25 protein-coding genes are annotated in these 24,973 nt (G+C 73.9%); 14 read left to right on the forward strand and 11 right to left on the reverse strand.

Annotation, left to right across the window (positions count from 1 at the left end; all coding sequences use genetic code 11):
• Positions 1 to 58: 58 nt before the first annotated feature.
• The 3 genes from ABLE53_RS07610 to ABLE53_RS07620 are packed head-to-tail and all read right to left on the reverse strand — an operon-like array spanning position 59 to position 2,506.
• Positions 59 to 1,468, reverse strand: coding sequence for an MFS transporter (locus ABLE53_RS07610; protein ID WP_348858171.1), 1,410 nt, complete (start codon positions 1,466 to 1,468; stop codon positions 59 to 61).
• A complete protein-coding gene (locus ABLE53_RS07615) occupies positions 1,465 to 2,031 on the reverse strand; it encodes an isochorismatase family protein (protein ID WP_348858172.1) in 567 nt (188 codons plus the stop codon). The genes ABLE53_RS07610 and ABLE53_RS07615 overlap by 4 nt, the downstream gene beginning before the upstream one ends.
• A gap of 31 nt (positions 2,032 to 2,062) precedes the next feature.
• Complete coding sequence (locus tag ABLE53_RS07620) at positions 2,063 to 2,506, reverse strand: MarR family winged helix-turn-helix transcriptional regulator (RefSeq protein ID WP_348858173.1); 444 nt, start codon at positions 2,504 to 2,506, stop codon at positions 2,063 to 2,065.
• 99 nt (positions 2,507 to 2,605) lie between these two features.
• Between ABLE53_RS07620 and ABLE53_RS07625 the strand changes: the two genes are divergently transcribed.
• Positions 2,606 to 3,619, forward strand: coding sequence for a M48 family metallopeptidase (locus ABLE53_RS07625; protein WP_348858174.1), 1,014 nt, complete (start codon positions 2,606 to 2,608; stop codon positions 3,617 to 3,619).
• Between the two features lie 14 nt (positions 3,620 to 3,633).
• Here the strand turns inward: ABLE53_RS07625 and ABLE53_RS07630 are convergent, their stop codons facing one another.
• From ABLE53_RS07630 to ABLE53_RS07660, 7 genes are all read right to left on the reverse strand, one after another.
• On the reverse strand, positions 3,634 to 4,497 hold the full coding sequence (locus ABLE53_RS07630; protein WP_348858853.1) for an HpcH/HpaI aldolase/citrate lyase family protein: 864 nt from the start codon (positions 4,495 to 4,497) through the stop codon (positions 3,634 to 3,636).
• A 10-nt stretch (positions 4,498 to 4,507) separates the two neighbouring features.
• Positions 4,508 to 5,578: an HpcH/HpaI aldolase/citrate lyase family protein gene (locus ABLE53_RS07635; RefSeq protein ID WP_348858175.1), complete on the reverse strand. Its 1,071-nt coding sequence runs from the start codon at positions 5,576 to 5,578 to the stop codon at positions 4,508 to 4,510.
• A 68-nt stretch (positions 5,579 to 5,646) separates the two neighbouring features.
• Complete coding sequence (locus ABLE53_RS07640) at positions 5,647 to 5,943, reverse strand: hypothetical protein (RefSeq protein WP_348858176.1); 297 nt, start codon at positions 5,941 to 5,943, stop codon at positions 5,647 to 5,649.
• A 116-nt stretch (positions 5,944 to 6,059) separates the two neighbouring features.
• Positions 6,060 to 6,626: a DnaJ family domain-containing protein gene (locus ABLE53_RS07645; protein ID WP_348858177.1), complete on the reverse strand. Its 567-nt coding sequence runs from the start codon at positions 6,624 to 6,626 to the stop codon at positions 6,060 to 6,062.
• Between the two features lie 106 nt (positions 6,627 to 6,732).
• Positions 6,733 to 8,040, reverse strand: a complete 1,308-nt coding sequence (locus ABLE53_RS07650; protein ID WP_348858178.1) for a M20/M25/M40 family metallo-hydrolase — start codon at positions 8,038 to 8,040, stop codon at positions 6,733 to 6,735.
• Between the two features lie 9 nt (positions 8,041 to 8,049).
• A complete protein-coding gene (locus tag ABLE53_RS07655; protein WP_348858180.1) occupies positions 8,050 to 8,652 on the reverse strand; it encodes a nitroreductase family protein in 603 nt (200 codons plus the stop codon).
• 29 nt (positions 8,653 to 8,681) lie between these two features.
• The gene (locus ABLE53_RS07660; protein ID WP_348858182.1) at positions 8,682 to 9,071 is read right to left on the reverse strand and encodes a nuclear transport factor 2 family protein; all 390 of its coding nucleotides are present in this window, start codon (positions 9,069 to 9,071) and stop codon (positions 8,682 to 8,684) included.
• Between the two features lie 124 nt (positions 9,072 to 9,195).
• Between ABLE53_RS07660 and ABLE53_RS07665 the strand changes: the two genes are divergently transcribed.
• The gene (locus tag ABLE53_RS07665; protein WP_348858183.1) at positions 9,196 to 10,014 is read left to right on the forward strand and encodes an MmyB family transcriptional regulator; all 819 of its coding nucleotides are present in this window, start codon (positions 9,196 to 9,198) and stop codon (positions 10,012 to 10,014) included.
• Between the two features lie 4 nt (positions 10,015 to 10,018).
• Here the strand turns inward: ABLE53_RS07665 and ABLE53_RS07670 are convergent, their stop codons facing one another.
• Positions 10,019 to 10,471 (reverse strand): Lrp/AsnC family transcriptional regulator, encoded by a 453-nt coding sequence (locus ABLE53_RS07670; RefSeq protein ID WP_348858184.1) that lies wholly within the window; start codon positions 10,469 to 10,471, stop codon positions 10,019 to 10,021.
• Between the two features lie 82 nt (positions 10,472 to 10,553).
• On the opposite strand from ABLE53_RS07670, the gene ABLE53_RS07675 reads away from it, so the two are divergent.
• The 12 genes from ABLE53_RS07675 to ABLE53_RS07730 all read left to right on the forward strand — a co-directional run bounded on the left by ABLE53_RS07675 (position 10,554) and on the right by ABLE53_RS07730 (position 24,917).
• A complete protein-coding gene (locus ABLE53_RS07675) occupies positions 10,554 to 11,171 on the forward strand; it encodes a LysE family translocator (RefSeq protein WP_348858185.1) in 618 nt (205 codons plus the stop codon).
• Positions 11,172 to 11,193: 22 nt separating this feature from the next.
• Positions 11,194 to 12,366, forward strand: a complete 1,173-nt coding sequence (locus ABLE53_RS07680) for an allantoate amidohydrolase (protein WP_348858186.1) — start codon at positions 11,194 to 11,196, stop codon at positions 12,364 to 12,366.
• A complete protein-coding gene (locus tag ABLE53_RS07685) occupies positions 12,363 to 13,751 on the forward strand; it encodes a formimidoylglutamate deiminase (RefSeq protein WP_348858187.1) in 1,389 nt (462 codons plus the stop codon). Before ABLE53_RS07680 ends, ABLE53_RS07685 begins: the two co-directional genes overlap by 4 nt.
• Positions 13,748 to 14,899, forward strand: coding sequence for an imidazolonepropionase (hutI, locus tag ABLE53_RS07690; RefSeq protein ID WP_348858188.1), 1,152 nt, complete (start codon positions 13,748 to 13,750; stop codon positions 14,897 to 14,899). The genes ABLE53_RS07685 and hutI overlap by 4 nt, the downstream gene beginning before the upstream one ends.
• 40 nt (positions 14,900 to 14,939) lie before the next feature.
• Positions 14,940 to 15,116, forward strand: coding sequence for a hypothetical protein (locus ABLE53_RS07695; RefSeq protein WP_348858190.1), 177 nt, complete (start codon positions 14,940 to 14,942; stop codon positions 15,114 to 15,116).
• A 101-nt stretch (positions 15,117 to 15,217) separates the two neighbouring features.
• Positions 15,218 to 18,133, forward strand: coding sequence for a helix-turn-helix transcriptional regulator (locus ABLE53_RS07700; protein ID WP_348858191.1), 2,916 nt, complete (start codon positions 15,218 to 15,220; stop codon positions 18,131 to 18,133).
• Positions 18,134 to 18,286: 153 nt separating this feature from the next.
• A complete protein-coding gene (locus tag ABLE53_RS07705) occupies positions 18,287 to 18,430 on the forward strand; it encodes a hypothetical protein (protein ID WP_348858192.1) in 144 nt (47 codons plus the stop codon).
• 83 nt (positions 18,431 to 18,513) lie between these two features.
• Entirely contained in the window at positions 18,514 to 21,438 is a 2,925-nt protein-coding gene (locus ABLE53_RS07710) for a helix-turn-helix transcriptional regulator (RefSeq protein ID WP_348858193.1), read from the forward strand.
• A 70-nt stretch (positions 21,439 to 21,508) separates the two neighbouring features.
• Complete coding sequence (locus tag ABLE53_RS07715) at positions 21,509 to 22,402, forward strand: MBL fold metallo-hydrolase (RefSeq protein ID WP_348858194.1); 894 nt, start codon at positions 21,509 to 21,511, stop codon at positions 22,400 to 22,402.
• 75 nt (positions 22,403 to 22,477) lie between these two features.
• Entirely contained in the window at positions 22,478 to 22,888 is a 411-nt protein-coding gene (locus ABLE53_RS07720; protein ID WP_348858195.1) for a hypothetical protein, read from the forward strand.
• 113 nt (positions 22,889 to 23,001) lie between these two features.
• Positions 23,002 to 24,009 (forward strand): JmjC domain-containing protein, encoded by a 1,008-nt coding sequence (locus tag ABLE53_RS07725; RefSeq protein WP_348858197.1) that lies wholly within the window; start codon positions 23,002 to 23,004, stop codon positions 24,007 to 24,009.
• Positions 23,964 to 24,917 (forward strand): ferredoxin family protein, encoded by a 954-nt coding sequence (locus ABLE53_RS07730; RefSeq protein ID WP_348858198.1) that lies wholly within the window; start codon positions 23,964 to 23,966, stop codon positions 24,915 to 24,917. Before ABLE53_RS07725 ends, ABLE53_RS07730 begins: the two co-directional genes overlap by 46 nt.
• Positions 24,918 to 24,973 lie beyond the last annotated feature (56 nt).

Raw genomic sequence — 24,973 nt, forward strand, 5'->3', positions numbered from 1 at the left:
CTACTTCACCAGATCAGGGCGGTCGCTGTCACCTTCGGTGTCACATCGAGTTGCATTTTTACCTGGTCCTCATTCGCGACGCGTCCCGCAGCGTGCGGTCGGTGACGGCGAGCAGCCCGGCGGCCACCGAGCAGACCGCGATGAGCACGCCGATGACGTGCACGTTGGCGTCGGTCGGCGCGTCGCCGAAGGTCGCGCCGAGCACGCCGGAGGAGAGGATCGCGCCCAGGTAGACGAACGTGCGCGAGAGCCCGGAGGCCGTGCCGACGCGGTCGGGCGGGGACTGTCGGTAGAGCACCTGCTGGTTCGAGACGCTGGCCAGGCCCTGGGCGATGCCGAAGAGGCCGGCGATGACGAGGAGGTACGCCACCGGGCTGCTCGAGTGCAGCCAGATCATCAGGACGCCGCCGACGATCGGCGCGCCGCAGGCGACGAGGATCGGCACGCGGACCCGCGTCGTACGCGCGACCGCCACCGACATCGCCCCGGCGAGGACCGCCGTCGGCAGCTGCAGGAAGCCCGCCTGGGCGCTGCTGAACCCGGCGTCGTCCTGGATCCACTGCGTGTAGCCGTACATCATCGAGTAGAAGCCGAGGTAGAGCAGGAGCATCCGCAGGTAGGTGCGGGTGAGGCCGCCGTTGCTCGCCAGCATCCGGAAGTCGATGAACGGGCTCGTACGCCGCAGCTCCCAGCCGAGCAGCCCGAGCAGGGCGACGACGGTGACAGGCAGCAGCCACCAGTGCGGGGTGGACAGGGTGAGCCCGAAGACGAGCAGCGAGGCGACCGAGGCCGCGAAGAGCAGGATGCCGACGAGGTCCAGGTCGCGCAGCCGCGGCCGCTCGCCGGCGGCGGGCCGGACCTCGTCGGGGACCCAGAGCAGCGTCATCACGAGCGCCGCGACCGCGAGCGGGACGTTGACGAGGAAGATCGCGCGCCAGTCGAACAGGTCGATGAGCACACCGCCCAGCACCGGGCCGACCGCCGTCGTGCTCAGCGCCGAGATCGAGATCCCGGAGAGCACCGCCGGCGGGGTCGCCGCCCCTGCGACGCGGGACCGTCCGCGGATCATCGCCATGACGGAGGGGTACGCCGCCGACGTACCGACGCCGAGGAGGACCCGCGAGGCGACGACCGGGCCGAAGCCGCCGGCGAGGCTGGGGAGCACGCCGGCGACGCCCACCACCACGAGGCCGGCGAGGTAGACCCGCCGCGGGCCGAGGATGTCGCCGACCCGGCCGAGGGTCGGCTGCGCGATCGCGCTGGTGAGGTAGAGGCCGGCGACGAGCCAGACGACGGTGCTGCTGGGTACGCCGAGGTCGCGGCTGATCGGCACCAGCGCGACCGAGACCATCGTGGTGTTGATCGGGTTGAGCAGCGGCCCGAGGAAGAGCGGCGCGAGGAACCGCGCGCCGTACACGCCCTTCGGGGCGGTCTTCTCGTCCGTCGACGGCTGGTCGACCGAGGTCACGCCCGGGTCGCCTCCAGGAGGGCGAGGAGCTCGGCCGTCGTGCCGGTCTCGGCGCGCTTGGGGAAGTGATGGGTCACGGAGTACTCGTGGCTGGCGAGCTCCGCGTCGGTCATCGCGTCGAGCGGGGCGGTGACGTGGAAGCCGAGCTCGAAGGCCTGCTGCACGGTGGCGGCGACGCCGTTGCCGGTCGCGACGCCGGTGACCACGACCTGGGTGACGCCCTGCTCGCGCAGGTAGGCCTCGAGGTCGGTGCCGGTGAACGCGCCGGGAGTGTGCTTGGTGACGAGCTTGTCGGCCTCGCCGAGCTCCGGGACGACTGGGAGTGCCTGCTCCGGCAGGGCCGCCGGGGTGCCGGCGGGGTTGTTGTCGGTGCGGACCCCCGGGGCGCCGGCCACGTTGACCAGGACGACGGGGAGGCCGTGCTTGCGGAACGCGTCGGCGAGCTCGGCGCTGCGGGCGATCACGTCGGGGACGGCGTGGGGCGTGCCGTCGATGCCGACGATCCCGGCCTGCAGGTCGATGACGATCAGTGCGGTCCTCGCGTCGAGCGTGGTGAGGGACATGGCGGTCCTGTCTTGTCGAAGGTTGGGCGGGTCAGTGCTCGACGAGCCGCGCGAGCAGCGCGACCGTCTCGGCGAGCCGGCGCTGCTCCGCGGGGGAGAGTGCCGTGGAGATGCGCTGGGCGAGCCAGTCCTCGCGGACGCTGCGGCTCCGGGCGACCAGGTCGCGGGCCGTGGCGGTGACCGCGATGACCTTCTGCCGACCGTCGGCGGGGTCGGGGGTCACGGCGACCAGCCCCTGCTCCTCGAGCGCCGCGACGGTCGCGCCCATCGACTGGGACCTGACGCCGCTGAGCTTCGCGAGGGCGGTCACGGTCAGCGGGCCGTCCCGGTCGACGTAGCCCAGCGCCTCGGACTGGCTGGGGGTCAGCCCGAGCCGTCCGCCGTGCTCCCTCAGCGCCCTGGTCAGCCGGCCCGTCGTCGTACGCACCTCATGGGCGAGGGCGCCGATCGCGGCGTCGTCGAGTGTCCTGGTCACGGCGTACGACGCTAGCAGGTGTGAAGGTTACCTTCAAAGGTTGCCTTCGCATTTATGGAAACGGTTCCGAGCGCAGGCGCACCGGGGGAGACTCGGGGCATGGCCACTCCCGTGCGCTCCCGCGTGACGCTCACCGACATCAGCTCCCGCGCCTGGGAGCACCCGGCCGACAAGGGCGCGCTCGTGGCGCTGCGGAAGCTCAGGGGCTTCGACACCGTCCTGAAGGCCGTCAACGGCCTGATCAGCGAGCGGACCGTCCGGCTGATGCTGCTCGGCGACTCCGTGCGCGTCGACGAGCGGCAGTTCCCGGTGATCCAGAGGCTGCTCGCCGACGTGGGGCGGGTGCTGGACGTGGCCGAGCTGCCGGAGGTGTACGTCGTCAACGACCCGTACGTCAACGCGATGACGATCGGGATGGAGAAGCCCGTCATCCTGCTCAACTCCGCGCTGGTGGACCTGATGGACGAGGAGGAGCTGCGGTTCGTGGTCGGCCACGAGCTCGGCCACGCGCTCTCCGGCCATGCGGTCTACCGCACGCTGCTGCTGCGGCTCATGCAGCTCAGCGGGATCCTGGCGGCGCTGCCGCTGGGCGGGCTCGGCGTACGCCTGATCGTGGCGGCGCTCATGGAATGGTCGCGCAAGGCCGAGCTCTCCGCCGACCGGGCCGGTCTGCTCGCCACCCAGGACCCGGCCACCGCGCTGCGCGTCCACATGAAGACCGCGGGAGGCGGCCACCTCGAGGACCTCGACCCGGTCTCGTTCCTGGCCCAGGGGGCGGAGTACTCCGAGGGCGGCGACCTGCGCGACTCGATCCTGAAGCTGCTGCTCGTCGAGCAGCAGTCCCACCCGTTCGCCGTCGTACGCGCCACCGAGGCGAAGCGCTGGGTCGACTCCGGCGCCTACACCCGGATCCTCTCCGGCGACTACCCGCGCCGGTCCGGGGACGCCGACGCGACCATGAGCGAGGCGGCCAAGGAGGCCGCCGACCACTACGCCCGGAGCTTCGCCCGCGCCTCCGACGCCCTCACCAAGCTCCTCCGCGACCTCGGCGGCGTTCTCACCGGGGTCAAGGGGTGGTTCGACGAGAGGTTCGGCCGCGGCTCCTCCGACTGACCGCCGACCCGCGGTCAGAGGGCGGCGATGGCCTCCGCGATCGCGAGGGTGCGCCGGGCGGACTCGACGTGGAGGCTCTCGACCATCCGGCCCTTGTAGGTGACGACGCCGGAGCCCTTGCCCTCCTCGAAGGCGGCGATGAGGCCGTTCGCGTCCTCGACCGCCTCGGCGGAGGGGGCGAAGGTGGCGTTGGCGCCCTCGACCTGGCCCGGGTGGATGAGGGTCTTGCCGTCGAAGCCCATCACCCGTCCCTGCTGGCACTCGGCGAGGAACCCCTCGGTGTCCTTCACGTCGTTGTAGACGCCGTCGAGGACGACCTTCCCGCTGGCGCGGGCGGCGAGCACCGCCAGCGACAGCGAGGAGAGGATCGGCGCCCGGCCGGGCACGTGCTCGGCGTACAGCTCCTTGACCAGGTCGTTCGTGCCCAGGACGAGCACGGTCAGTCGGTCGGAGGCGGCGGCGATCTCCTCGGCGTGGAGGATGGCGTACGGCGACTCGATCATCGCCCACAGCTTCGTCCGCTCCGGAGCGCCGGCGTCCTCGAGCGAGGTCACCAGCGCGTGCACGGCCTCGGGGCTGTTGACCTTGGGTACGACGACGGCGTCCGGGCCGGCCTTCGCGGCTGCGGCGAGGTCGTCGGCATGCCACTCGGTGTCCGCGCCGTTGATCCGGATCGTGAGCTCGCGGTTGCCGTAGGCGCCGCTGGTCACGGCGTTGACCGCGTTGTCCCGCGCGGCCGCCTTCGCGTCCGGCGCGACCGCGTCCTCGAGATCGAGGATCAGCGCGTCGGCCGGGATCGTCTTGGCCTTCTCCAGCGCCCGCTCGTTGGAGCTGGGCATGTAGAGGACGGAGCGGCGGGGCTTGAAGGCCCCGGTCATCACGGTCATGTCAGTCCTCCAGCTCGATGGCGTCGTAGAGCTCCTTGAGCTTCGGGTCGATCGCGGCGAGCTGGTCGGCCAGCTCGACCAGGACGAGGCACTGCTTGAGGCTGGCGTCGTCCTCCATCTTCCCGTCGAGCATCACGGCCCCGGTGCCGTCGCCCATGGCTGCGACGACGCGACGGGCGTGCTTGATGTCCTCGACCGACGGGCTGAAGACCCGGTTGGCGATCTCGATCTGCTTGGGGTGGAGCGACCAGGCGCCCACGCAGCCGAGCAGGAAGGCGTTGCGGAACTGGTCCTCGGTTGCCACGGTGTCGGTGATGTCCCCGAACGGGCCGTAGTAGGGGTAGATCCCGTGGGTCGCGCAGGCGTCGACCATCCGCGCGATCGTGTAGTGCCACAGGTCCTGCTGGAAGATCCGCCGCTCGCCGGTGATGTCACCGTCCTTGGGGTCCTCGCGGACGAGGTAGCCGGGGTGGCCGCCGCCGACCCGTGTGGTCTTCATCCGCCGGTCCGCGGCGAGGTCGGCCGGCCCGAGGGAGAGGCCCTGCATGCGCGGCGAGGCGCCGCAGATCGCCTCGACGTTCGCGACCCCGCGGGCGGTCTCGAGGATCGCGTGGACCAGGATCGGGCGGTCGAGGCCGGCCTTCGCCTCCAGCTGGGCGAGCAGCCGGTCGACGTAGTGGATGTCCGCAGGCCCCTCCACCTTCGGGACCATGACCACGTCGAGCTTGTCGCCGATCGCGGGGACCAGCGTCGTCAGGTCATCGAGCACCCAGGGGCTGTCGAGAGAGTTGATCCGCGTCCACAGCTGTGTCGGCCCGAAGTCGGTGGCCTGGCCGATCTTGACCAGCCCCTCGCGGGCGGCCACCTTGTTGTCGGCCTTGACGGCGTCCTCCAGGTTGCCGAGGAGCACGTCCACGGTGCCGACCATGGCCGGGATCTTCGCCGCCATCTTCTCGTTGCTGGGGTCGAAGAAGTGGATCGCGCGGCTCGGCCGGAACGGGATCTCCCGCACGGGCGCCGGCGCACCCACGGCCAAGGGTGCGAAGAAGTCCTTCGGGCTGTCGATGCTCATGCCCCGGAGCCTAGCGAGGACCGGTTACCCGTCGGTAGGGCGTCCGCATCGGTCCACGCGTGGCCCGGTCAGTCGCTCAGCAGGACCCCGAGCAGGGCGCCGGTCGTCGCCATGACGACCGCCAGCGCGAGGAGCGTCGGGTGGCGGCGTACGACGTGCTCGCCGGCCTCGACGTCGTCCTCCAGCGAGTGTCGGAGGGGTACGCCGGCGGCCACGATCAGCGTGGACGGCCAGATCCCCGGCGTGGCGCCCGAGGCCACGGCGGCGGCCAGCAGGAGGAAGCCGCCGACGGCCAGGAGCGCGCCGGCGACGATCGCCGGGCGGGGAGTGGTGGGGTGGAGAAGGACAGGGGTCGAAAGGGACATGGGCTGCTCGCTTCGGTGCTGCTCGATTCCCAGATGGGACGAGCGGTACCCCAAGCGATGACGTCGTCAGACTGTCGTCTTCGCCACACTCGCCGAGCGGGCAGCGTCAGCCAGCGTCAGCCGCGGCGCCACCACCGCTTCCTGCGCGGCTTCTCGGCGGCCTCCCGGCGGCGTAGCGCGGCCTCCGCCTCGGCGGCGCGCGCGGCGCGGCGCTCCCGCCAGCGGGCGAGCGTCTCCTCGACGTCGCGCGGCATCGTGATCAGCGGAGGCCCCTGCGGCAAGCCGTAGCGCGCGGCGATCACCCGCTCGTTGAACTCCTCCACCAGCGCCCGCGCCTCGTCCTCGGAGCGCTGCCGGTCGAGCAGGTCGTCGAGCTCGGCGTCGTCCTTGCGGAGCTGCAGACTGGGCGGGAGCACCCCGGTGATCTGCTCGCGCTCGATCAGCTTCTTCAGCCACCAGTCGGGGTCGTAGTCCTTGTCGAGCCCCTGGATCGGCTTCCCCTGGCCGGGCAGGTCGTCGAACTCGCCGCGCTCGATCGCCTGCCGGATCTGCAGGTCGACCCACTTCACCTGGTCCCGGGCGCGGGCCGCGGCGGCGGGGCTGCCGGTGCGGCCGTCGACGTCTCGGCGGTGGCGGTTCGCCGGCATCGGACGGCCCTCCGGCCAGTCCTCGCTCTCAGGCATCCCGATCACCCCCTGCCTGCCCCAGCCTAACCCAGGAGAAGTACGCGACGGTGGCCGACGACGGTCCAGAGGCCCCGGGTGACGGCGGGCGCCCGCTGGTCGAGGCTCACAGCGCCTCGACGAGGCGACGGTAGAAGGCGACGCCGTCGTGCAGGTCGGCGACGGCGAGGTGCTCGTCGGCGGCGTGGATGGAGCGCCGCTGGGCGGCGGTCATCCGGAACGGCGCGAACCGGTAGACCCTGTCGCAGATCGCGTGGAAGAAGCGGGCGTCGGTGGCGGCGAGGACGACGTACGGCGCGGGGACGGCCTCCGGGAATGTCGCCTCGACCGTCTGCTCGAGAAGGGCGAACGCGTCGTCGCGCGGGCTGACCGGCGACGGCTCGCCCGCCTCCACCGTCCGGATCTCGACGGCGTCGTCGGCGATGGCGGCACGGAGCCGGTCGAGGACCTGGGCGACGGTCTCGCCGACCATGACCCGGACGTTGACGCCGGCCACGGCGGTCGACGCGATGACGTTGAGGGCGGGGCTGCCGCGGAGGGTCGTGACGGCGACGGTGGTGCGTACGAGGGCGGCGGGCTCGGGCCCGAGCCGGGTCAGCACCCGGGCCAGGGCCGGCGCGACCCGGCCGGCGTTCGAGAGAAGCGGGCGCAGCGGTGCCGGCGCGTGCGGCGCCATCCGCCGGAACAGCTCGATGGTCGGCTCGGGCAGGCTGACCGGCATCGGCGTACGGTCCACGCGGCGGACCGCTCGCGCCAGCCGCACCGTCGGCCCGTTGCGCCGCGGCGTCGAGGAGTGCCCGCCGTCGCCGGTGACCCGCAGCTCGAGGCTGGTCGTGCCCTTCTCCGCCACTCCGACCACCGCCACCGGCGTGCTCACGCCCGGGAAGGCGTCCAGGGCCACGGCGCCGCCCTCGTCGAGGACGAACCACGGCGCGACCCCGCGCCGCCGGAGCTCGTCGACCGCCGCCTGCGCCGAGCCGCCGGAGACCTCCTCGTCGCAGCCGAACGACAGCCAGACGTCGTACGCCGGCGTGAAGCCGCGCGCGAGGAGCGACTCGACGGCGGCGCAGATCGCCACGACGCAGCCCTTGTCGTCGAGGGTGCCGCGGCCGTGGACGGCGCCGTCGGCGAGCTCGCCGCCGTAGGGGTCGCGGGTCCAGTCGCCGTCGGGGGGTACGACGTCGAGGTGGGCCATCAGGACGACCGGCCGCTCGGCGCTGCGGCCGGGCCAGCGGAGGAGCAGCGCGTGGTCGGCGACGCGGGTGGGCTCGAGCCGCTCGTGGAGCAGCGGGAACTGGGCGCGCAGCTCCTCGAGGAGGCGCTCGAAGGCGTCGTGGTCGACCTGCTCCGGGTCGCGGCTGCTCACGGTCGGGATGCGCACCAGCGCCTGCAGCGCGCCCACCGGGTCGGTCATGAGCGCACGCTAGCGGCTCCACCGGCCCCGGTGGACGACCTCCTCCATCGGCTTGCGGCGCCGCCGGCTGGGAGAGCCCTTGGCCCCACCCTCGGCCGGGTGGCCGAGGGTGATGACGCCGACCGGGTCGTAGTCGTCCGGGATGTCGAACGCGTCGCGGACGTGGCGGTCGCGCTCGGGCACGACCCCGAAGAAGCAGGCGCCGAGCCCCTCGTCGACGGCGGTCTGCAGGATCAGCAGGCTCGCCATCGCCGCGTCCATGTGCCAGAACGGCATCGGCCAGCGCGACTCGTCGCGGTCGGTCCAGCCCTTGTCCTGCTCGGCATAACGGGACAGGTAGGCCGCCTTGCTGCTGCACGGGATGATCACGACAGGCGCGCGCATCATCCCCGCCAGCCACGCATCCGGCTCCTCGACGTAGCCGCTCGCCTCCCAGAACCGGCGGACGTCGTCGGGGGTGTCGAGCACGAGGAACGCCCAGCCCTGGCTGAAGCCCGCGCTCGGCGCGCGCACCGCGTTGTGCAGCGCTCGGTCGACCACCGCTGGGTCGACCGGGTCGGCGGTGTAGTTGCGGACCATCCGGCGGCGGCGTACGACGTCGTGGAACTCCATGCGCGCAGCATGCCGTACGCCGCCGACGGTCAGGCGGCGTCGTGGTCGTGGACGGCGTCCGGGTCGAAGCCCGCCGGCGCGCGGTCGAGGAAGCTCACGACGTCGCGGACGCGGCCGTCCTCCTCGACGCTGATCACGTCGGTGCCCTCCGCGAACGAGGTGCCGTCGGGGAGCACGATCTCCCAACGGAGCCGGATCCGGTCGTGGTGCTCCTCCGGCTCCGAGCGGGCGGTGAAGACCGCGGCGCCCATGTGCTGCCGGAACTCGGTGGCGAACCCGACCAGCGCCTCGGCGCCGGTGAGGACGCCGACGGGTGCGTGGTACATCAGGTCGCCGGTGAACAGCTCGGCGCCCAGGGCGCGCATGGCCTCCGGGGTCGGCGCGTTCCAGAAGGCGACGTAGCGGTCGGTGGTGGTCATGGTGTCTTCCTCTCCTCGGTGGATGATCGGTGGGTGAGCCACGACGATGGGCCCGCCGGCCGCGGCCTGTCGATAACCTCCGAGGTCATTGCCGGGGGCCTCGTGCGGGCGGGAGCCTGGGGCCATGACCGCGATCGCGCCCGCCCCGTCCGGCACCCCGTCCCGCACTGAGACCGTCGGTGCGCTCGTACGCCGCTGGCGGGAGCGGCGTCGCCGCTCGCAGCTCGACCTCTCGCTCGCCGCCGACGTGTCGACGAGGCACCTGAGCTACATCGAGACCGGCCGCTCGCTGCCGAGCCGGTCGATGATCGAGCGGCTCTGCGACGAGCTCGACGTGCCCCTCCGGGAGCGGAACGCGCTCTACCTCGCGGCCGGCTACGCGCCGGTCCACCGGGAGCGGCCCCTGACCGACCTCGGTGCCGTCCGCGCGGCCGTCGACGCCGTCCTCGCGGGACTGGCGCCGAACCCGGCCGTGGCGGTCGACGTGCGCTGGGACCTGCTCGCCGCCAACGACGCGGCCCTGACCTTCCTCGGCGACGTGCCCGCGAGCCTGGCCGGCCCGCCGTTCAACGTCCTGCGGGCGACGCTCCACCCCGACGGCCTGGCCTCCCGGGTCCGCGACCTGCCCCGGTGGCGGGCCCACGTCCTGCGTCGCGTACGCCGGCAGGTCGAGCGCACCGCTGACGCCGGTCTCACCGCGCTCCTCGCCGAGATCGAGGGCTACCCGGCGCCGGGCGGCGTCCCCGAGCCACCGGCCGGCCCGACCGACGAGCTCGTCGTCCCGCTCGAGCTGGCGACGCCGTACGGCGACCTCGCGTTCTGCTACGCGACGACGGTCTTCGGCTCGCCGCGCGACGTCACCTTGGACGAGATCGCGATCGAGACGTTCTTCCCGGCCGACGAGGCGACCGCGGAGGTGCTGCGGCGAGCCGCCCCGGCGTGAGGCTCTATGCCGGCAGGGGCCGCTGCTCGACGACGCGCTTCATGACCAGCGTGGAGGTCAGCCGCTGGACGCCGGGCAGCGCGGAGAGGACCTCGTCGTACAGCTTCTGGTAGGCCGCGATGTCCTCGGCGACGACCCAGAGCAGGTAGTCGGGGTCGCCGAAGAGCCGCTGGGCGAGGACCACCTGCGGGATCGCGTCGACGGCCGCCTCGAACGCGGCGATCGTCTCGCGGTCCTCCTGCCGCATCACGACGAAGAGCAGCGCCTCGAACTCGAGCCCGACGGCGGACGGGTCGATGATCGCGCGGTAGCCGTGGATCACGCCGCTGCGCTCGAGTTCGCGCAGTCGGCGGTGGCAGGGCGACACGGTCAGCTGCACCTTCTCGGCGAGCTCGGTGATGGTCTGGCGGCCGTCGCGCTGCAGCTCGACAAGGATCTTCCGGTCGATCTCGTCCACGATCCAGATCCTTCCACAGCAGGCATGGCGCATGGAAATAGTCGGGACCATTTCCTGGCGATTCTTGCCTATCTTCCCTCTCATGGATGTGGGAACGGTCATCGGGTTCTGGGGCGTGGCCCTGCTGCTCATCCTCGTACCCGGAGCCGACTGGGCGTACGCCATCGGAGGCGGCGCGCGCGGACGGGTCGTGGCGGCCGTGGGCGGCCTGCTCGTCGGGTACGTCGCGATGACCGGCGTGACCGCCGCGGGCGTCGGTGCGGTGGTCGCCGCGTCGCCGACCGCCCTCGGCGTGCTGACCCTGGTCGGTGGCGGCTACCTCGTCTGGCTCGGCGTGCGCGCGCTGCTGCGGCCCGCGGCCGTCGGCGAGGCCGGCGGTGAGGTCACCGGTGCGTGGTCCACGCTCGCCCGCGGGGCGGCGGTCAGCGGGCTCAACCCGGAGGGGCTGCTGCTGTTCGTGGTCGTCCTGCCGCAGTTCACCGACGCGGCGTCGTCCTGGCCGGTGGCGGGCCAGGTCTGCGTGCTCGGGCTGGTCTACCTGGTCGCCTGCGCCGCGGTGTACGGCGTCGTGGCGACCGCCGCCCGGGGCCTGCTGCGTGCCCGGCCGGGCGCCGGGATCGTCCTGGCCCGGGTCTCAGGAAGCGCCATGGTGCTCGTCGGCGGGCTGCTCCTGGCCGAGCGCGCGGCCGGATCTCTCTAGCGGATCTCTATAGCGTTGGGGCATGTCCTTCGAGGAGATGTGGGCCGACCTGCTGCCGGTGGGGCGGTCGAGCGTCTCGGGCGGCTACTTCCGCCAGCCGTGGACCGGTCCCGAGCTGGAGCTGAGGGCGTGGTTCTCCGAGCAGGTCGCGGCTCGCGGCCTGCGCCTGGAGGAGGACGGCTACGGCAACCTGGTGGCGTGGTGGGACGTGGGCAGCGGGCCGGGCGTCCTGACCGGGTCGCACCTCGACAGCGTCCTCGACGGCGGGGCGTACGACGGCCCGCTCGGTGTCGTCTCCGCGCTGGCCGCCGTCGACGAGCTCCGGGCGCGCGGGCTCGAGCCCGCGCGGCCGCTCGGGGTCGCGGTCTTCGCCGAGGAGGAGGGCTCCCGCTTCGGCCTGGCCTGCCTCGGCTCGCGGCTGGCGACGGGGCAGACGTCGTGGGAGACCGCGCGCGAGCTGCGCGACCGCGACGGCGTACGCCTCGGGGACGTGGTGGCGGGCTCCGGACCGGGACTGCTCGACGGGGTCGCGGCGTACGTCGAGCTGCACGTCGAGCAGGGGCGGGCGCTCGTCGACCTCGGCGAGCCGGTGGGGACGGCGAGCGGGATCCGGCCGCACGGACGCTGGCGCTTCGACGTAGCCGGCTTCGCCGACCACGCGGGGACGACCCGGATGGAGGACCGCCGCGACCCGATGCTGACCTTCGCGATGACGGCGCTCGCCGCCAACAAGCAGGCCCGACTCGCCGACGGTTCCGGAACGGGGGCGCGGGCGACGTTCGGCCGCGTCGAGGCGACGCCGAACGGCACCAATGCGGTGCCCTCCCACGTCGCCGCCTGGCTCGACGCGCGGGCGGGCTCGGAGGAGGCGCTGGCCGCGCTGGTCGAGACGATCGTGAAGCAGGCCGCCGACCGGGCCGGCCGGGACGGCACGACGCTGACCGTCACCGCGGAGTCGGTGAGCGGTGCGGTCACCTTCGACGACCGGCTCCTCGGCGGTCGCCCCTGGCCGGTCCTGCCGTCCTGGGCGGGCCACGACGCCGGCGTACTGCAGGCCGCCGGGATCCCCTCCGCCATGCTCTTCGTGCGCAACCCGACCGGCGTCTCGCACTCGCCGGCCGAGCACGCCGAGACGCCCGACTGCCTCGCCGGCGTCACCGCGCTGGCCGACGCGCTCGCGGGGCTGGTCTCGTGACCGGTCGCGGCAGCTATCTGCTGGAGCGGGCGCTGCTGCCCGAGGGGATCCGCGACGGCGTACTCGTCGAGATCAAGGACGGCCGCTTCACTTCTGTCACAGCGGACTGGCAGCTCCGGAACTCCCGGGGCTCCATTTCGGCTGGGGAGTTCCGGAGTCCCCGGTCCACCGGGGACTCCTCCCAGCGCCTCGCCGGCCTCACCATCCCCGGCCTCGCGAACTGCCACAGCCACGCGTTCCACCGCGCGCTGCGGGGACGGACCCAGCGCGAGAGGGGGAGCTTCTGGACCTGGCGGGAGCAGATGTACGCCATGGCCGAGCGCCTGGACCCGGACTCCTACCTGACGCTGGCGACGGCGGCCTACCGCGAGATGGCGGCGGCGGGGATCACGACGGTGGGGGAGTTCCACTACCTGCACCACGGGCCGGGCGGGACGCCGTACGCGGAGCCCAACGCCATGGGCCTCGCGCTGGTCGAGGCCGCCCGACGGGCCGGGATCCGGATCGCGCTGCTCGACGCCTGCTACCTCTCGGCCGGGTTCGGGCGGGCGCCGGAGGGCGTCCAGGAGCGCTTCTCCGATGGTGACGCGGAGGCCTGGGCGGCGAGGGTCGACGCGCTCGCAGCCGAGGACAGCGACGACGGCACCGTGGTCGGCGCCGCGATCCACTCCGTCCGCGCGGTCCCGGCCGAGCAGCTCGACACCGTCGTGGCCTGGTCGCGACGGGCCCGACCTGCGGGCGCGCCGCTCCACGTCCACCTCAGCGAGCAGCGCCAGGAGAACGCGGACTGCCTCGCGGCGTACGGCCTCACCCCCACCCGACTCCTCCACGACCACGGCGCCCTCGGCCCGACGACGACGGCGGTGCACGCCACCCACCTCACCGACGACGACGTCGACCTGCTGGGCGGGACCGGCACGTTCATCTGCCTCTGTCCGACCACGGAGCGCGACCTGGGAGACGGGATCGGCCCGTCCCGGCGCCTCCACGAGGCGGGCGGCCGACTGACGCTGGGCAGCGACAGTCACGCGGTGGTCGACCCGTACGAGGAGATGCGCGCCGTCGAGCTCGACGAGCGGCTGGCCACCGAGCGGCGCGGCCACTGGGGCGCCGCCGAGCTCCTCGTGGCGGCGACCCGCCACGACAGCCTCGGCTTCGGCGACGCCGGCGCCATCGAGGTCGGCCGCCGCGCCGACCTGGTCACCCTCGACACCACCACGTTGCGCACCGCCGGCACCGGCGCCGACGAGCAGACGGCCGTCTTCGCCGCTACCGCCGCCGACGTCGCACAGACCATGGTCGAGGGCCGCATCGTCCACACCGCCGGCGACGGGGCGGAGGTCGGCCGCGACCTCGACGAGGCGATCCGGAAGGTGCTGCCGTGACGACGACCGTGCTGACCGGCATCGGCGAGCTGACCACCTGGGACGAGGAGCAACCGGTGCTGCGCGACGCCGCGCTCGTCGTCGAGGGCGGCCGGGTCGCCTGGGTCGGCGCCGCCGCCGACGCCCCTCCGGCCGACGCCGCCGTCGACGCCGGCGGCCGCGCGGTCATCCCCGGCTTCGTCGACAGCCACAGCCACCTCGTCTTCGCCGGCGACCGGGCCGAGGAGTTCGCCGCCCGGATGAGCGGGGAGAGGTACGCCGCCGGCGGCATCCGCACGACCGTCGCCGCCACCAGGGCCGCCACCGACGAGCAGCTTCTCGGCCACGCCGCGACGCTCGTGCAGGAGATGCTGCGGCAGGGGACCACCACCGTCGAGATCAAGAGCGGCTACGGCCTGAGCGTGCGCGACGAGGCCCGCAGCCTCGCGGTCGCGGCCCAGCTCACCGAGGAGGCCACCTTCCTCGGCGCCCACGTCGTCCCCGAGGAGTACGCCGACGACCCGGCCGGCTACGTCGCCCTCGTGACCGGCCCGATGCTCGAGGCCGCGGCGCCCTACGCCCGCTGGATCGACGTCTTCTGCGAGCAGGGCGCCTTCGACGTCGACCAGGCGCGGACGATCCTGGCCGCGGGCGCCGACCACGGCCTCCGCGGCCGGCTGCACGCCAACCAGCTCACCTACGGCGGCGGCGTACGGCTGGCGTGCGAGCTCGGACTCGCCGCGGTCGACCACTGCACCTTCCTCGCCGACGCCGACGTGGACGCGCTCGCGGACTCCGGCACGATCGCCACGCTGCTGCCGGGCGTGGAGTTCTCCACCCGCCAGCCCTACCCCGACGCCCGCCGGCTGCTCGACGCGGGCGTGCGGGTCGCGCTCGCCTCCGACTGCAACCCCGGCTCGTGCTTCACCTCCTCGATCCCGCTGTGCATCGCCCTCGCCGTACGCGAGATGGGGATGACCCCCACCGAGGCGCTCCGGGCGGCCACCGAGACCGGCGCGGCGGCGCTCGCACGCGAGGACGTCGGGCGCCTGACCGTCGGCTCACGCGCCGACCTCGCCGTCCTTGAGGCGCCCTCGCACCTCCATCTCGCCTACCGCCCCGGCGTACCCCTCCTGAGGCAGGTCTGGAGAGCCGGCGCACCGATATAAGGCAGTTGCCTCATGTGCCCGTCTACCTCAGGGGACGAGCGTGGACCTCACGATCCCGCCACCCGAGGAGCACGAGATGTACGGCATGTCACCCCAGCACGAGGCCGAGCTGAGCTACCGCCGCGAGCAGCTGCGCCAGGGCGCCGTCGCGCGCCGGCAGCGCCAGCGGGTCAAGCAACGCCGCAAGAACCGGACGGACTCCGTCACCGACCTGTGACCGCCCGACCGGCGGTCGGGCCGGTCGTCGAGCCCGCCGAAACCACGGAACCCGAGGTTTCGACAGGCGCGATCCCCAGCACGCACGCCATCATGGATGCCGTGGCGCAGAGCAGCCGGATCCTCGTCGGTCGCGACGCCGAGCTGGAGAACCTGATCTCCCAGCTCGGCGTCGCGCCCGCGTCCGGAGCGCTCGACGGCGCGCGGCACCACGTCGTGCTCGCCGGCGATGCCGGCGTCGGCAAGACCCGGATCCTCACCGAGCTGACCACGCGGGCACGTGACGCCGGATGGCAGGCGTACGTCGGCCACTGCCTCGACTTCGGCGAGAGCGCCGTGTCCTACCTCCCGGTCTCCGAGGTCATCGACCGGCTCGTCGTCGACCTGCCCGACGTGGTCGAGCAGGTGGCGGCGCACTATCCCGTCCTCACCCGGCTCGAGCCTGTCCGGCGCGTGGTGGGCGCTGCCCGGGACGACGACGGCGAGAGCCTCGACCGGACCACCCTCTTCTCGGCGGTCCACACGCTCCTCGACGCGCTCGCCGACAAGGCGCCGACGCTCCTGGTGATCGAGGACGTCCACTGGGCCGACCGCTCGACGCGCGACCTGCTGACCTTCCTGTTCACCCGGCCGTTCACGGGCCCGGTGGCGATCGTGGCGTCGTACCGCTCCGACGACCTGCACCGCCGCCACCCGCTGCGCCGCCAGGCCGCCGAGTGGGCGCGGCTTCCGGGCGTCGAGCGGGTGGCGCTCGAGCCGCTCGACGCCGACGACACCGACATGCTCGTGCGGGAGCTCGTCGAGGGCGGGCTGGGCGACGCCCAGGTCCGCGACATCGTCGAGCGCGCCGACGGCAACGCGTTCTTCGTCGAGGAGCTCGTGTCGGCCGCCGCCGGTCCCGGCCGCTGGGTCCCCGAGGACCTCGCCGACCTGCTCCTCCTCAGGCTGGACCGGCTCGACGACGTCGCCCGTCAGGTGGTGCGCACCGCCGCGGTGGCGGGCCGCAAGGTCCGCCACGGCACGCTCGAGACCGTCTCCGGGCTCACCGCCGAGGCCCTCGACGGCGCCGTGCGCGAGGCGGTCGAGACCAGCGTCCTCGTGCCCGACGGGCCGGCGTACTCCTTCCGCCACGCGCTCCTCGCCGAGGCGGTGTACGACGACCTGCTGCCCGGCGAGCGGGTGCGGCTGCACCAGCGCTACGTCGACGCGATCCGCAGCGGTGCCGCGCGCGGGACGGCGGCCGAGCTGGCCCGGCACGCCCTCCTCGCCGGCGACCGCGACACGGCGCTCGACGCCAGTCTCCGGGCCGGCGACGAGGCAGCCTCGGTCGGCGGCCCGGACGAGGCGGCGCTCCACTACCAGCAGGCGCTCGGCCTCCTCGCCGAACGCGGCGGCGACGTCGACTCGGCCCTCGTCGATCTGGTCCAGAAGACCGCCTACGCGCTGATCGCCTCCGGACAGGCCGCCCGGGCGGAGGGCCTGGCCCGCGAGCACCGCGAGCGGCTGCCGGCCGATGCCCCCGGGCTTTGGCGTGCGCAGCTGCTCGACAGCGAGGTGCAGGCGAAGTTCGCCTACGTCACCGGCGATGACGTGCTCCCCCTCACCACCGAGGCGGTCGAGGCGCTGCCCGACGACGCCCCCGACTCCGTGCGGGCGCGGGTGCTGGCCACGCACGCGCGGGTCCTCACGCTGGAGTACCGCTTCGACGAGGCCGCCCGCTTCGGCGAGGAGGCGCTGGCCCTCGCCGAGCGGGTCGGCCTCCACGGCCTCGCCGCCGGCATCGCCATCACGCTGGCCCGCCCGCACGGAGACTCCGTCGAGTCGTTCCTCCCGGCCCTGCGCGCGGCGATCGCGCGCGCCCACGACGCCGGCGCGGTGCACGCCGAGCTGCGCGGCCGGATGATGCTCGGGCTGACCCTGATGCATCTGGGTCAGCTCGACGAGGCCGTCGAGGTGTTCACCGTCGCCCACGAGCTCGCCCTGACGCTCGGGCTGCCGTGGGCGCCGTACGCCTTCGACGCACGGATCCATCTGATGTGGCTCCACTTCGCCCAGGGCCGGTGGGACGCCGCGCTGGCGCTCGCCGACGTCCACGACCCGCCGCCCGTGCTCGGTGCCTGGCTCACCTCCCAGCGGCTCGCCATCGTGCAGGCCCGCGGTGGCGACGTCGCGGCCGCGGTCTCGCGGCTCCGGCCGTACTGGCCGCAGGAGGTCGCCACCGTCCTCGACGCCGCCCCGGTGGAGATGGTCGCCGCCGGGCGGCGCGGCGGACTGGACGGGGTGGCCGCGATCATGGCGACGTACGCCGACGCGGTGGAAGTCCTCGAGCGCGCCTACGGCATGCCGCTCGAGGCCGCCGCGCGGCTCGCCGCGGTGGCCGTCGGCCAGATCTCGGCCATCCTGCCGACCGTGGCGGCGACCGACCGCGCCGGCGTCATCGAGCAGGTCGAGAGGCTGTACGCCGAGGGCCGGGCGGCCGACGCGTCGGGGCGCTACGCCTGGGGGCCCGAGGGCCGGGCCTGGTCGGCCCGCCTGGAGGCGGAGACCCTGCGCGCCGGCTGGGTGGCGGGGATCGGCGCTCCGTCGCCCGAGGAGCTGGTCGCGGCGTGGTGCGAGGCCGAGGACGCCTTCGAGGCGTTCGGCCACGTCTACGAGCTCGCCTGCGTCCGCACCGGGCTGGCCGGCGTGCTCCGGGCCACCGGCGACCAGGCCGGCGCCCGCGAGGCGGTCGAGCTCGCCCGCGAGACCGCGCGGGCGCTCGGTGCGCGGCCGCTGCTCGAGGAGCTGCGGGCGCTCGGCTCCGCACCCGTACGCCGTGGCGCCGACGAGCTCACCGGCCGGGAGCGGGAGATCCTCGCCCTCGTCGCGCAAGGCAGGACCAACGGCGAGATCGGCCGGCAGCTCTTCATCAGCACGAAGACGGTCTCGGTCCACGTGTCCAACATCCTCGCCAAGCTGGGGGCCGCCGGGCGGACCGAGGCCGCCGCGATCGGGCGGCGGCGCGGGCTGGTGGAGTGACGCCCGTGCGATCTGCCCGTGCGATCTGCCGGTGCGATCTGCCCGTGCGATCTGAGGGTCCGGTCCGGGGCGGATAAGGCACTCTCCCGATGTCCCGCGCTACCTCAGGCGACGAGTGTGGGAACCACGATCCCGCCACCTGAGGAGCCCCCGATGTACGAACTGATCCAGCCCCAGTACGAGGCCGAGCTCGAGTACCGCCGCGAGCAGCTGCGCCGCGGCGTCGCCGTACGCGTCCGGCGCCGCAGGCTGAAGGCCCTGCGCCACAGCAGGCTCGGCCACGCGCTGGTCCACTGAGCGGCGCACCGGCCCGCCGGCTCGGGCGAAAACGTGACGAAACGGTGACGGCGTTGTCGGTGGTGCCCGCCATGATGGAGGGCGTGGCACAGAGCAGCCGGACCCTCATCGGACGCGACGCGGAGCTCGCGAGCCTGGTCACGCTGCTCGGCGTCGGCTCGCCCGACGGTCCCCGCCGCCACATCGTCCTCTCCGGCGATGCCGGGGTCGGCAAGACCCGGTTGCTCGCCGAGCTCTGCGACAGGGCCGAGCGCGACGGGTGGCAGGCCTACGTCGGGCACTGCCTCGACTTCGACGACAGCGCCATCGCCTACATGCCGTTCTCGGAGGTCCTCGACCGGCTCGTCGTCGACCTGCCCGACGTCGTCGCCGGGGCGGCGACGGCCTATCCCACGGTCGGCCGGCTGCGCCCGGTCCGGCGGCTCCTCGGCGCCGACGGGCCGACGGTCGGCGAGCTGGCGGATCGGACCGCCCTCTTCGAGGCGGTCCACGCACTCTTCGAGGAGGCGGCCGAGAAGGCGCCGTTCCTGCTCGTCATCGAGGACGCCCACTGGGCCGACCAGTCGACCCGCGACCTGCTCACCTTCCTCCTCAGCAGGCCGTTCGACTGCCCGGTGGCGGTCGTGGTGTCCTACCGTGCCGACGACCTCCACCGTCGCCACCCGCTGCGCAAACAGGTCGCCGAGTGGGGCCGGCTCCCCGGTGTCGAGCGGCTCGCGCTCGGCCCCCTCGACGACGACTCCGTGCGCGACCTCGTCGACGAGGTCTCCGCCGGCATGTCGCTGGCCGAGCGCGAGGAGATCGTCCGCCGCGCCGAGGGCAACGCCTTCTTCGTGGAGGAGCTCGCCGCGGCGGCCAGCGGGCCCGACCGGCGGCTCCCCGAGGAGCTCACCGACGTGCTCCTCGTCAGGCTCGACCGCCTCGACGACCGCAGCCGCGAGGTGGTGCGCACGGCCAGCGTGTCGGGCCGCCGGGTCACCCACCAGCTCCTCGCGGCGGTCACCGGCCTCGACGACACCGAGCTCGAGGAGGCGCTGCGCCACGCCGTCGAGCTCAACATCCTCGTCCCCGACCAGGGGCGCTACGTCTTCCGCCACGCCCTGCTCGCCGAGGCCGTCTACGACGACCTGCTGCCGGGGGAGCGGGTGCGGCTCAACGCCCGCTACGCCGCGGTGATGCAGGAGGTCCCCGGCCTCGGCACCGCCGCCGAGCTCGCCCGCCACGCCCGCCGCGCGCTCAACCTGCCGCTCGCGCTGACGGCGAGCGTCCAGGCCGGCGACGAGGCGAGCGCCGTCGGCGGCCCGGACGAGGCCGCCCAGCACTACCAGGTGGCGCTGACCCTGGCCAACGACCCCACGACCCTGGCGGCGGTCGACGTCGACGTCCCCGGCCTCGTGGTCAAGGCGGCCGAGGCGCTGACCCTGTCCGGCCAGCCCGAGCGGGCGGCCGCGCTCGCCGCCGAGCAGCTCGACCACGCGCTGCAGTCCGGCGCAGACGTCACCGACCGCGCCCGGGTGATGTCGGCCCGCGCCGAGGCCCTCTTCGTCACCGAGTCCGGCCAGGAGTCCCTGGAGCTCTCCGGCCAGGCGGTCGCGCTGCTGCCCGAGGACGCGCCCGTCGTCGTCCGCGCCCGCATGCTGGCCACCCACGGACGGATCCTGGAGGCCTACGACCGACCGGAGGAGGCCCAGGCGGTGGCGCTCGACGCGCTCGCGATCGCCGAGCGCCACAACCTCCAGCAGATCGCCTCCGAGGCGGTCATGACCCTCTCCCGTGTGGAGGATCCCGAGAAGGCCGAGGGCCTCCGCGACGCGCTCACCGAGGCGGTGGCCCGCGCGGAGGAGGCCGGCGCGATCCACGCCGAGCTGCGCGGCAGGTTCTTCCTGGGCCGCTTCCACGAGGACCGGGGGGAGTACGCCGAGGCGAGGCGCTGGTTCGCCGGCGCGGTCACCCGGGCGGAGGACGCCGGCATCCCGTGGGCGCCCTACGGCGCCGACGCGCGCTGGCAGCTGCTCTGGCTCCACGTGACCCTCGGCCACTGGGACGAGGCGGTCGCACTCTGCTCGGCCCGCCGGGCGCCGGCGGTCATGCAGGCGGTCCTCGACGCCGTCGTGCTCGGCGTCAGGCAGGCCCGCGGTGAGGCCGTCGCCAACGAGGTCGCCGCCCTGCGCCGGCACTGGCGCGAGGAGGGCGGAATCGTCATCAACGCTGCCAGCCTCGAGATCGTGGAGGCGGTCCGCCGGGGCGACGTGGCCGGCGTACTCGCCGCCTACGACGACGCCGTCCGCACCCTCGCCGCGATCTGGCACCCGTGGTTCAGCGCGCGGGTGCGGCTCGCCGCGCAGGCGGTCGGGGGCGTCGCCGACCTGCTGCCCACGGTCGCCGCGGCCGACCGGCCCGGACTGCTCGAGCAGGTCGACCGGCTCGCCGACGACGGCCACTCAGTCCTGTCGCAGTACGCCGACCCCTCCGGCCAGTGGGGCCCCGAGGGCCACGCCTGGGCGAAGCGGCTCGACGCCGAGGTCCACCGGGCGCGCTGGCTCGGCGGCGGCGACGCGCCCGAGCAGGAGGCGCTGGTCGAGAGCTGGCGGGAGTGCGAGCAGCGCTTCGTCGAGTTCGGCCACGTCTACGAGCTCGCCCGCGTCCGGACGGCGCTCGCCTCGATCCTGCGGGCGACCGGTGACCTCGCCGGCGCCCGCGAGGCGGCCGACCTCGCCCGCGAGACCGCCCGCAGTCTCGGCGCCCGTCCGCTCCTCGACGAGCTGCGCGCCCTGGGCTCAGCCCCCGTGCGCGGCTCGATCGAGTCGACCGTCCTCACCCCGCGCGAGACCGAGATCCTCGCGCTCGTCGCCGCCGGCCGCTCCAACGGCGAGATCGCCCGCCAGCTCTTCATCAGCACCAAGACGGTCTCGGTCCACGTCTCCAACATCCTCGGGAAGCTCGGCGCCGCCGGCCGCACCGAGGCCGCCGCCATCGCCCGCCGCCGCGGCCTGATCGAGACCGGTTGAGTCGCGGGTTCCGACCCGTCGAATCGTGGGTTGTGGCGCGCCGCGGCCCATAGGGACACAATGTGGCCGCGTGGGCGGATGGGACGTGACCTGGTGCCACGGGCGGAAGGGTGAGCCGCCCGTGCAGGTGCACTGGTACGACGACAGCACGGCGGTGCTGCGCCAGAGCAAGCGGACCCACTACGAGGCGCCGTACCTCGTCCTCCTCCTCGGCCACCGCCGCGCGCTGCTGCTCGACACCGGCGCCACCGCCGACCCGGCGGTCTTCCCGCTGCGCACGACCGTCGACGGGCTCGTCGACACCTGGCTGGCGCACCACCCCGAGGTCGACCCGACGGCGTACGAGCTCGTGGTCGCCCACACCCATGCCCACGGTGACCACGTGGCCGGTGACGCGCAGCTCGCCGACCGCCCGGCCACGACGGTCGTCGGGACGGACCTCGAGGCGGTCGTGGAGTTCTTCGGGTTCGTGGACTGGCCGGAGCGGCCGGTGCGCTTCGACCTCGGCGGCCGTGAGGTCGAGGTCATCGGCTCACCGGGCCACCACGAGACCTCGATCAGCGTCTACGACCCGCACTCCGGGCTGCTGCTGACCGGCGACACGGTCTACCCGGGGCGGCTCTATGTCGTCGACCGGGAGGCGTTCGCCGCGACGCTCGACCGGCTCGTCGCCATCTGCGACATCCGCGACGTGAGCTGGGTCCTCGGCTGCCACGTCGAGATGACGACGACCCCCGGCCGCGACTACCCGCTCGGCGCGACCTTCCAGCCGCACGAGCCGCCTCCACAGCTCACCGTCGACCAGCTGCACCGCATCCGCGACGAGGTCGCCCGGGTCAAGCACCGCCGCGGCGTACACCGCCTCGGCGACGTGATCCTCTACAACGAGGCCCCCAAGGCGGACTGGGCCCGGCTGATGCTCCGCGGCAAGATGCGCGGCCTCCTCGAGCGTGTCCTGGTCTGAACCGCCCGTCGCCGTCGGCACCGTCCGTGGGCGCGCCCTTGTGGCGCGCCGGAGCCGCGGTGTACGACGGACCTGGTGGGTACCTGCGCCCCGACCGACAACTTCGACGTGGAGGATCCGATGACCGACGAGCTGCCCGACCAGCCCCTGTCCGACGACGACATGAGCACGACCTCCACGGGTGGCGGGTACGCCGCCCCCAGCGACTCCGACGGCGTCGACGGCGACGCGACCGACACGGTCGACGGTGACGGCACCGATGGCGACGGGACCGACGGCGACGGCACCGACGGCGACGGCACCGACGGTGACGGGACCGACGGTGACGGGACCGACGGTGACGGGACCGATGGCGACGGCACCGATGGCGACGGCACCGATGGCGACGGCACCGATGGTGACGGCACCGATGGCGACGGCACCGACGGCGACGGCACCGACGGCGACGGGACCGACGGTGACGGGACCGACGGGAGCGCGCTCTGAGCGCCGACCCCGGTGCCCTCGACCTGCTGAGCGGTGACGCCCAGGTCTTCCGCGAGAAGATCTGGGCGTCCCGCGTCCACCTGCACCGCACCGACCCGCAGCGGCTGGTCGGGATGCTGTCGCTCGAGGACGCGGACGCGCTGCTGACCTCGACGGCGATCCGTACGCCGTCGATCCGGCTCGCCAAGGACGGCGCGGTGCTCGGTGAGTCGACCTACACCCGCCATGCCACCCTCGCGGGCAAGACGCTGACCGGGCTGGTCGACGGCCGCAAGGCCCTCGCGGCGTTCCGCGAGGGGGCGACGGTGGTGTTCCAGGGGCTGCACCGCTACCACCCGCCGCTGACCCGGCTGGTCGCCGAGCTCGAGCTCGAGCTCGGCCATCCCTGCCAGGCCAACGCCTACCTCACCCCGCCCGGCAGCCAGGGGTTCGCGGTCCACTCCGACAGCCACGACGTCTTCGTCTTCCAGACCGCCGGCGCCAAGCAGTGGGAGGTCCACAGCGGCGACACGGTCGAGGCGATCACGATGGAGCCGGGCCTCAGCCTCTACCTGCCGACCGGCACCCCGCACGCCGCCCGGGCGCAGGAGACCGTCTCCCTGCACGTCACCATCGGCATCAACCAGCTGACCTGGCGCGGGCTCGTACGCCGTACGGTCGAGGGCCTCCTGCCGGCCGAGGAGCACCTCCCGGCGGGTTACCTCGACGACCCCGCGGTGCTCGGCGACGGGCTCGCCGCGCGCCTCCGCGAGCTCGCCGACCGGCTCACGGCCACCGACACCGGGGCGGCGGCCACGGCGGAGGTACGCCGGTTCCTCACCAGCCGGCAACCGCGACTGCCCGGCGGCCTGCTCGACCAGCTGGCCGAGCGCGAGCTCGGCGACGAGACCCTGCTGCGCCGCCGGCCCGGCCACCCGTGCGTGGTCGTCGACCACGGCGAGCGGCTCGAGGTGCTTCTCGGAGACCGGGCGCTGGACACCCCCGGTTACCTCCGGCAGGCCTTCGCAGAGGTCCGTGCCCGCAGCGAGCTGCGCCCCGCCGACCTGCCCCTCGACCCGGAGAGCCGGGTCGTCCTGTGCCGGCGGCTGGTGCGCGAAGGGCTGCTCGAGGTGGCCCGCTGAGCCGCTCCGGCTTCCGTTGCTCGACCGCCAGCGAGGACCGCTCCGAGCTCCTCGCCGGCAGCGCGTCGACCGTCAACACCTTCCTGCTGCTCGAGCACACCGGTGCGTGGGGCATCGAGGCGCTGCGCGACTCCCGGCTCCCCGAGGGGCTCGGCTCCGCGCTGTCGCGCGCCGCCGCGGAGGCGAAGGTCCGCGTCCTCCTCGTACGCCGCCCCGACCGCAGCGCCGTCGACGGCCACCGGGTCTTCGCGGTCTCCGCCCGGCCGCGCAACCCGTGGGTCGAGGCGGGCGTGCTCGACCACCCCGCCGACGTACTCGACCTCGACCTGCACTCCCTCCGCGCCGGCCACTCGGTCGGCCTCGACCGCCACGACCAGCCGCTCTTCTGCGTCTGCACGCACGGCCGTCACGACGCCTGCTGCGCCGAGCGCGGCCGGCCGGTCGCGGGCGCGCTGGCCGAGGCCTACCCGCGCCACACCTGGGAGGTCTCCCACCTCGGCGGCGACCGGTTCGCCGGCAACATGCTGCTCGCGCCTGACGGCCTCTACTACGGACGGCTGACCCCCGAGGCCGCGGTCGAGGTCGCCCGTGCCCGGCTCGCCGGCGAGCTCGAGCTGGACCACCTGCGCGGCCGCACCGGCTACCCCATGCCCGTCCAGGCCGCCGAGATCGGGCTGCGCCGCGAGCTCGGCCTCACCCGGCTCGGCGGCGTACGCCTCACCGCGCGCACCGTCGAGGGACCCGTCACCACCGCCACCTTCGACACCGTCCACCCCGAGGCCGGCCGCGCGGCGTACGCCGTGAGGGTGCGCAGCACCCGCGGCGACCCGGTCCGGCTCACCTGCCGCGCCGCCCGCGACCAGCCCCCGATCCGCCACGAGGTCCTCGACGTCACCCCCACCGGTTGAGTCGGGGGTCGTGACCCGTCGAGTCGGGGGTTCTGCCCCGTCGAGTCGGGACTTGC

This window comes from Nocardioides asiaticus, assembly GCF_040049175.1.
Taxonomy (GTDB): Bacteria; Actinomycetota; Actinomycetes; order Propionibacteriales; family Nocardioidaceae; genus Nocardioides; species Nocardioides cheoyonin.

Bases quoted from the DNA above. Each gene is read 5' to 3' on its own strand.
- ABLE53_RS07660 (WP_348858182.1), bottom strand. From the start codon at position 9,071: ATGACCACCACCGACCGCTACGTCGCCTTCTGGAACGCGCCGACCCCG.
- ABLE53_RS07625 (WP_348858174.1), top strand. From the start codon at position 2,606: ATGGCCACTCCCGTGCGCTCCCGCGTGACGCTCACCGACATCAGCTCC.
- ABLE53_RS07650 (WP_348858178.1), bottom strand. From the start codon at position 8,040: ATGACCGACCCGGTGGGCGCGCTGCAGGCGCTGGTGCGCATCCCGACC.
- ABLE53_RS07705 (WP_348858192.1), top strand. From the start codon at position 18,287: ATGTACGAACTGATCCAGCCCCAGTACGAGGCCGAGCTCGAGTACCGC.
- ABLE53_RS07680 (WP_348858186.1), top strand. From the start codon at position 11,194: ATGTCCTTCGAGGAGATGTGGGCCGACCTGCTGCCGGTGGGGCGGTCG.
- ABLE53_RS07630 (WP_348858853.1), bottom strand. From the start codon at position 4,497: ATGACCGGGGCCTTCAAGCCCCGCCGCTCCGTCCTCTACATGCCCAGC.
- ABLE53_RS07675 (WP_348858185.1), top strand. From the start codon at position 10,554: ATGGATGTGGGAACGGTCATCGGGTTCTGGGGCGTGGCCCTGCTGCTC.
- ABLE53_RS07725 (WP_348858197.1), top strand. From the start codon at position 23,002: ATGCTGTCGCTCGAGGACGCGGACGCGCTGCTGACCTCGACGGCGATC.
- ABLE53_RS07635 (WP_348858175.1), bottom strand. From the start codon at position 5,578: ATGAGCATCGACAGCCCGAAGGACTTCTTCGCACCCTTGGCCGTGGGT.
- ABLE53_RS07640 (WP_348858176.1), bottom strand. From the start codon at position 5,943: ATGTCCCTTTCGACCCCTGTCCTTCTCCACCCCACCACTCCCCGCCCG.
- ABLE53_RS07655 (WP_348858180.1), bottom strand. From the start codon at position 8,652: ATGGAGTTCCACGACGTCGTACGCCGCCGCCGGATGGTCCGCAACTAC.
- ABLE53_RS07615 (WP_348858172.1), bottom strand. From the start codon at position 2,031: ATGTCCCTCACCACGCTCGACGCGAGGACCGCACTGATCGTCATCGAC.
- ABLE53_RS07645 (WP_348858177.1), bottom strand. From the start codon at position 6,626: ATGCCTGAGAGCGAGGACTGGCCGGAGGGCCGTCCGATGCCGGCGAAC.
- ABLE53_RS07665 (WP_348858183.1), top strand. From the start codon at position 9,196: ATGACCGCGATCGCGCCCGCCCCGTCCGGCACCCCGTCCCGCACTGAG.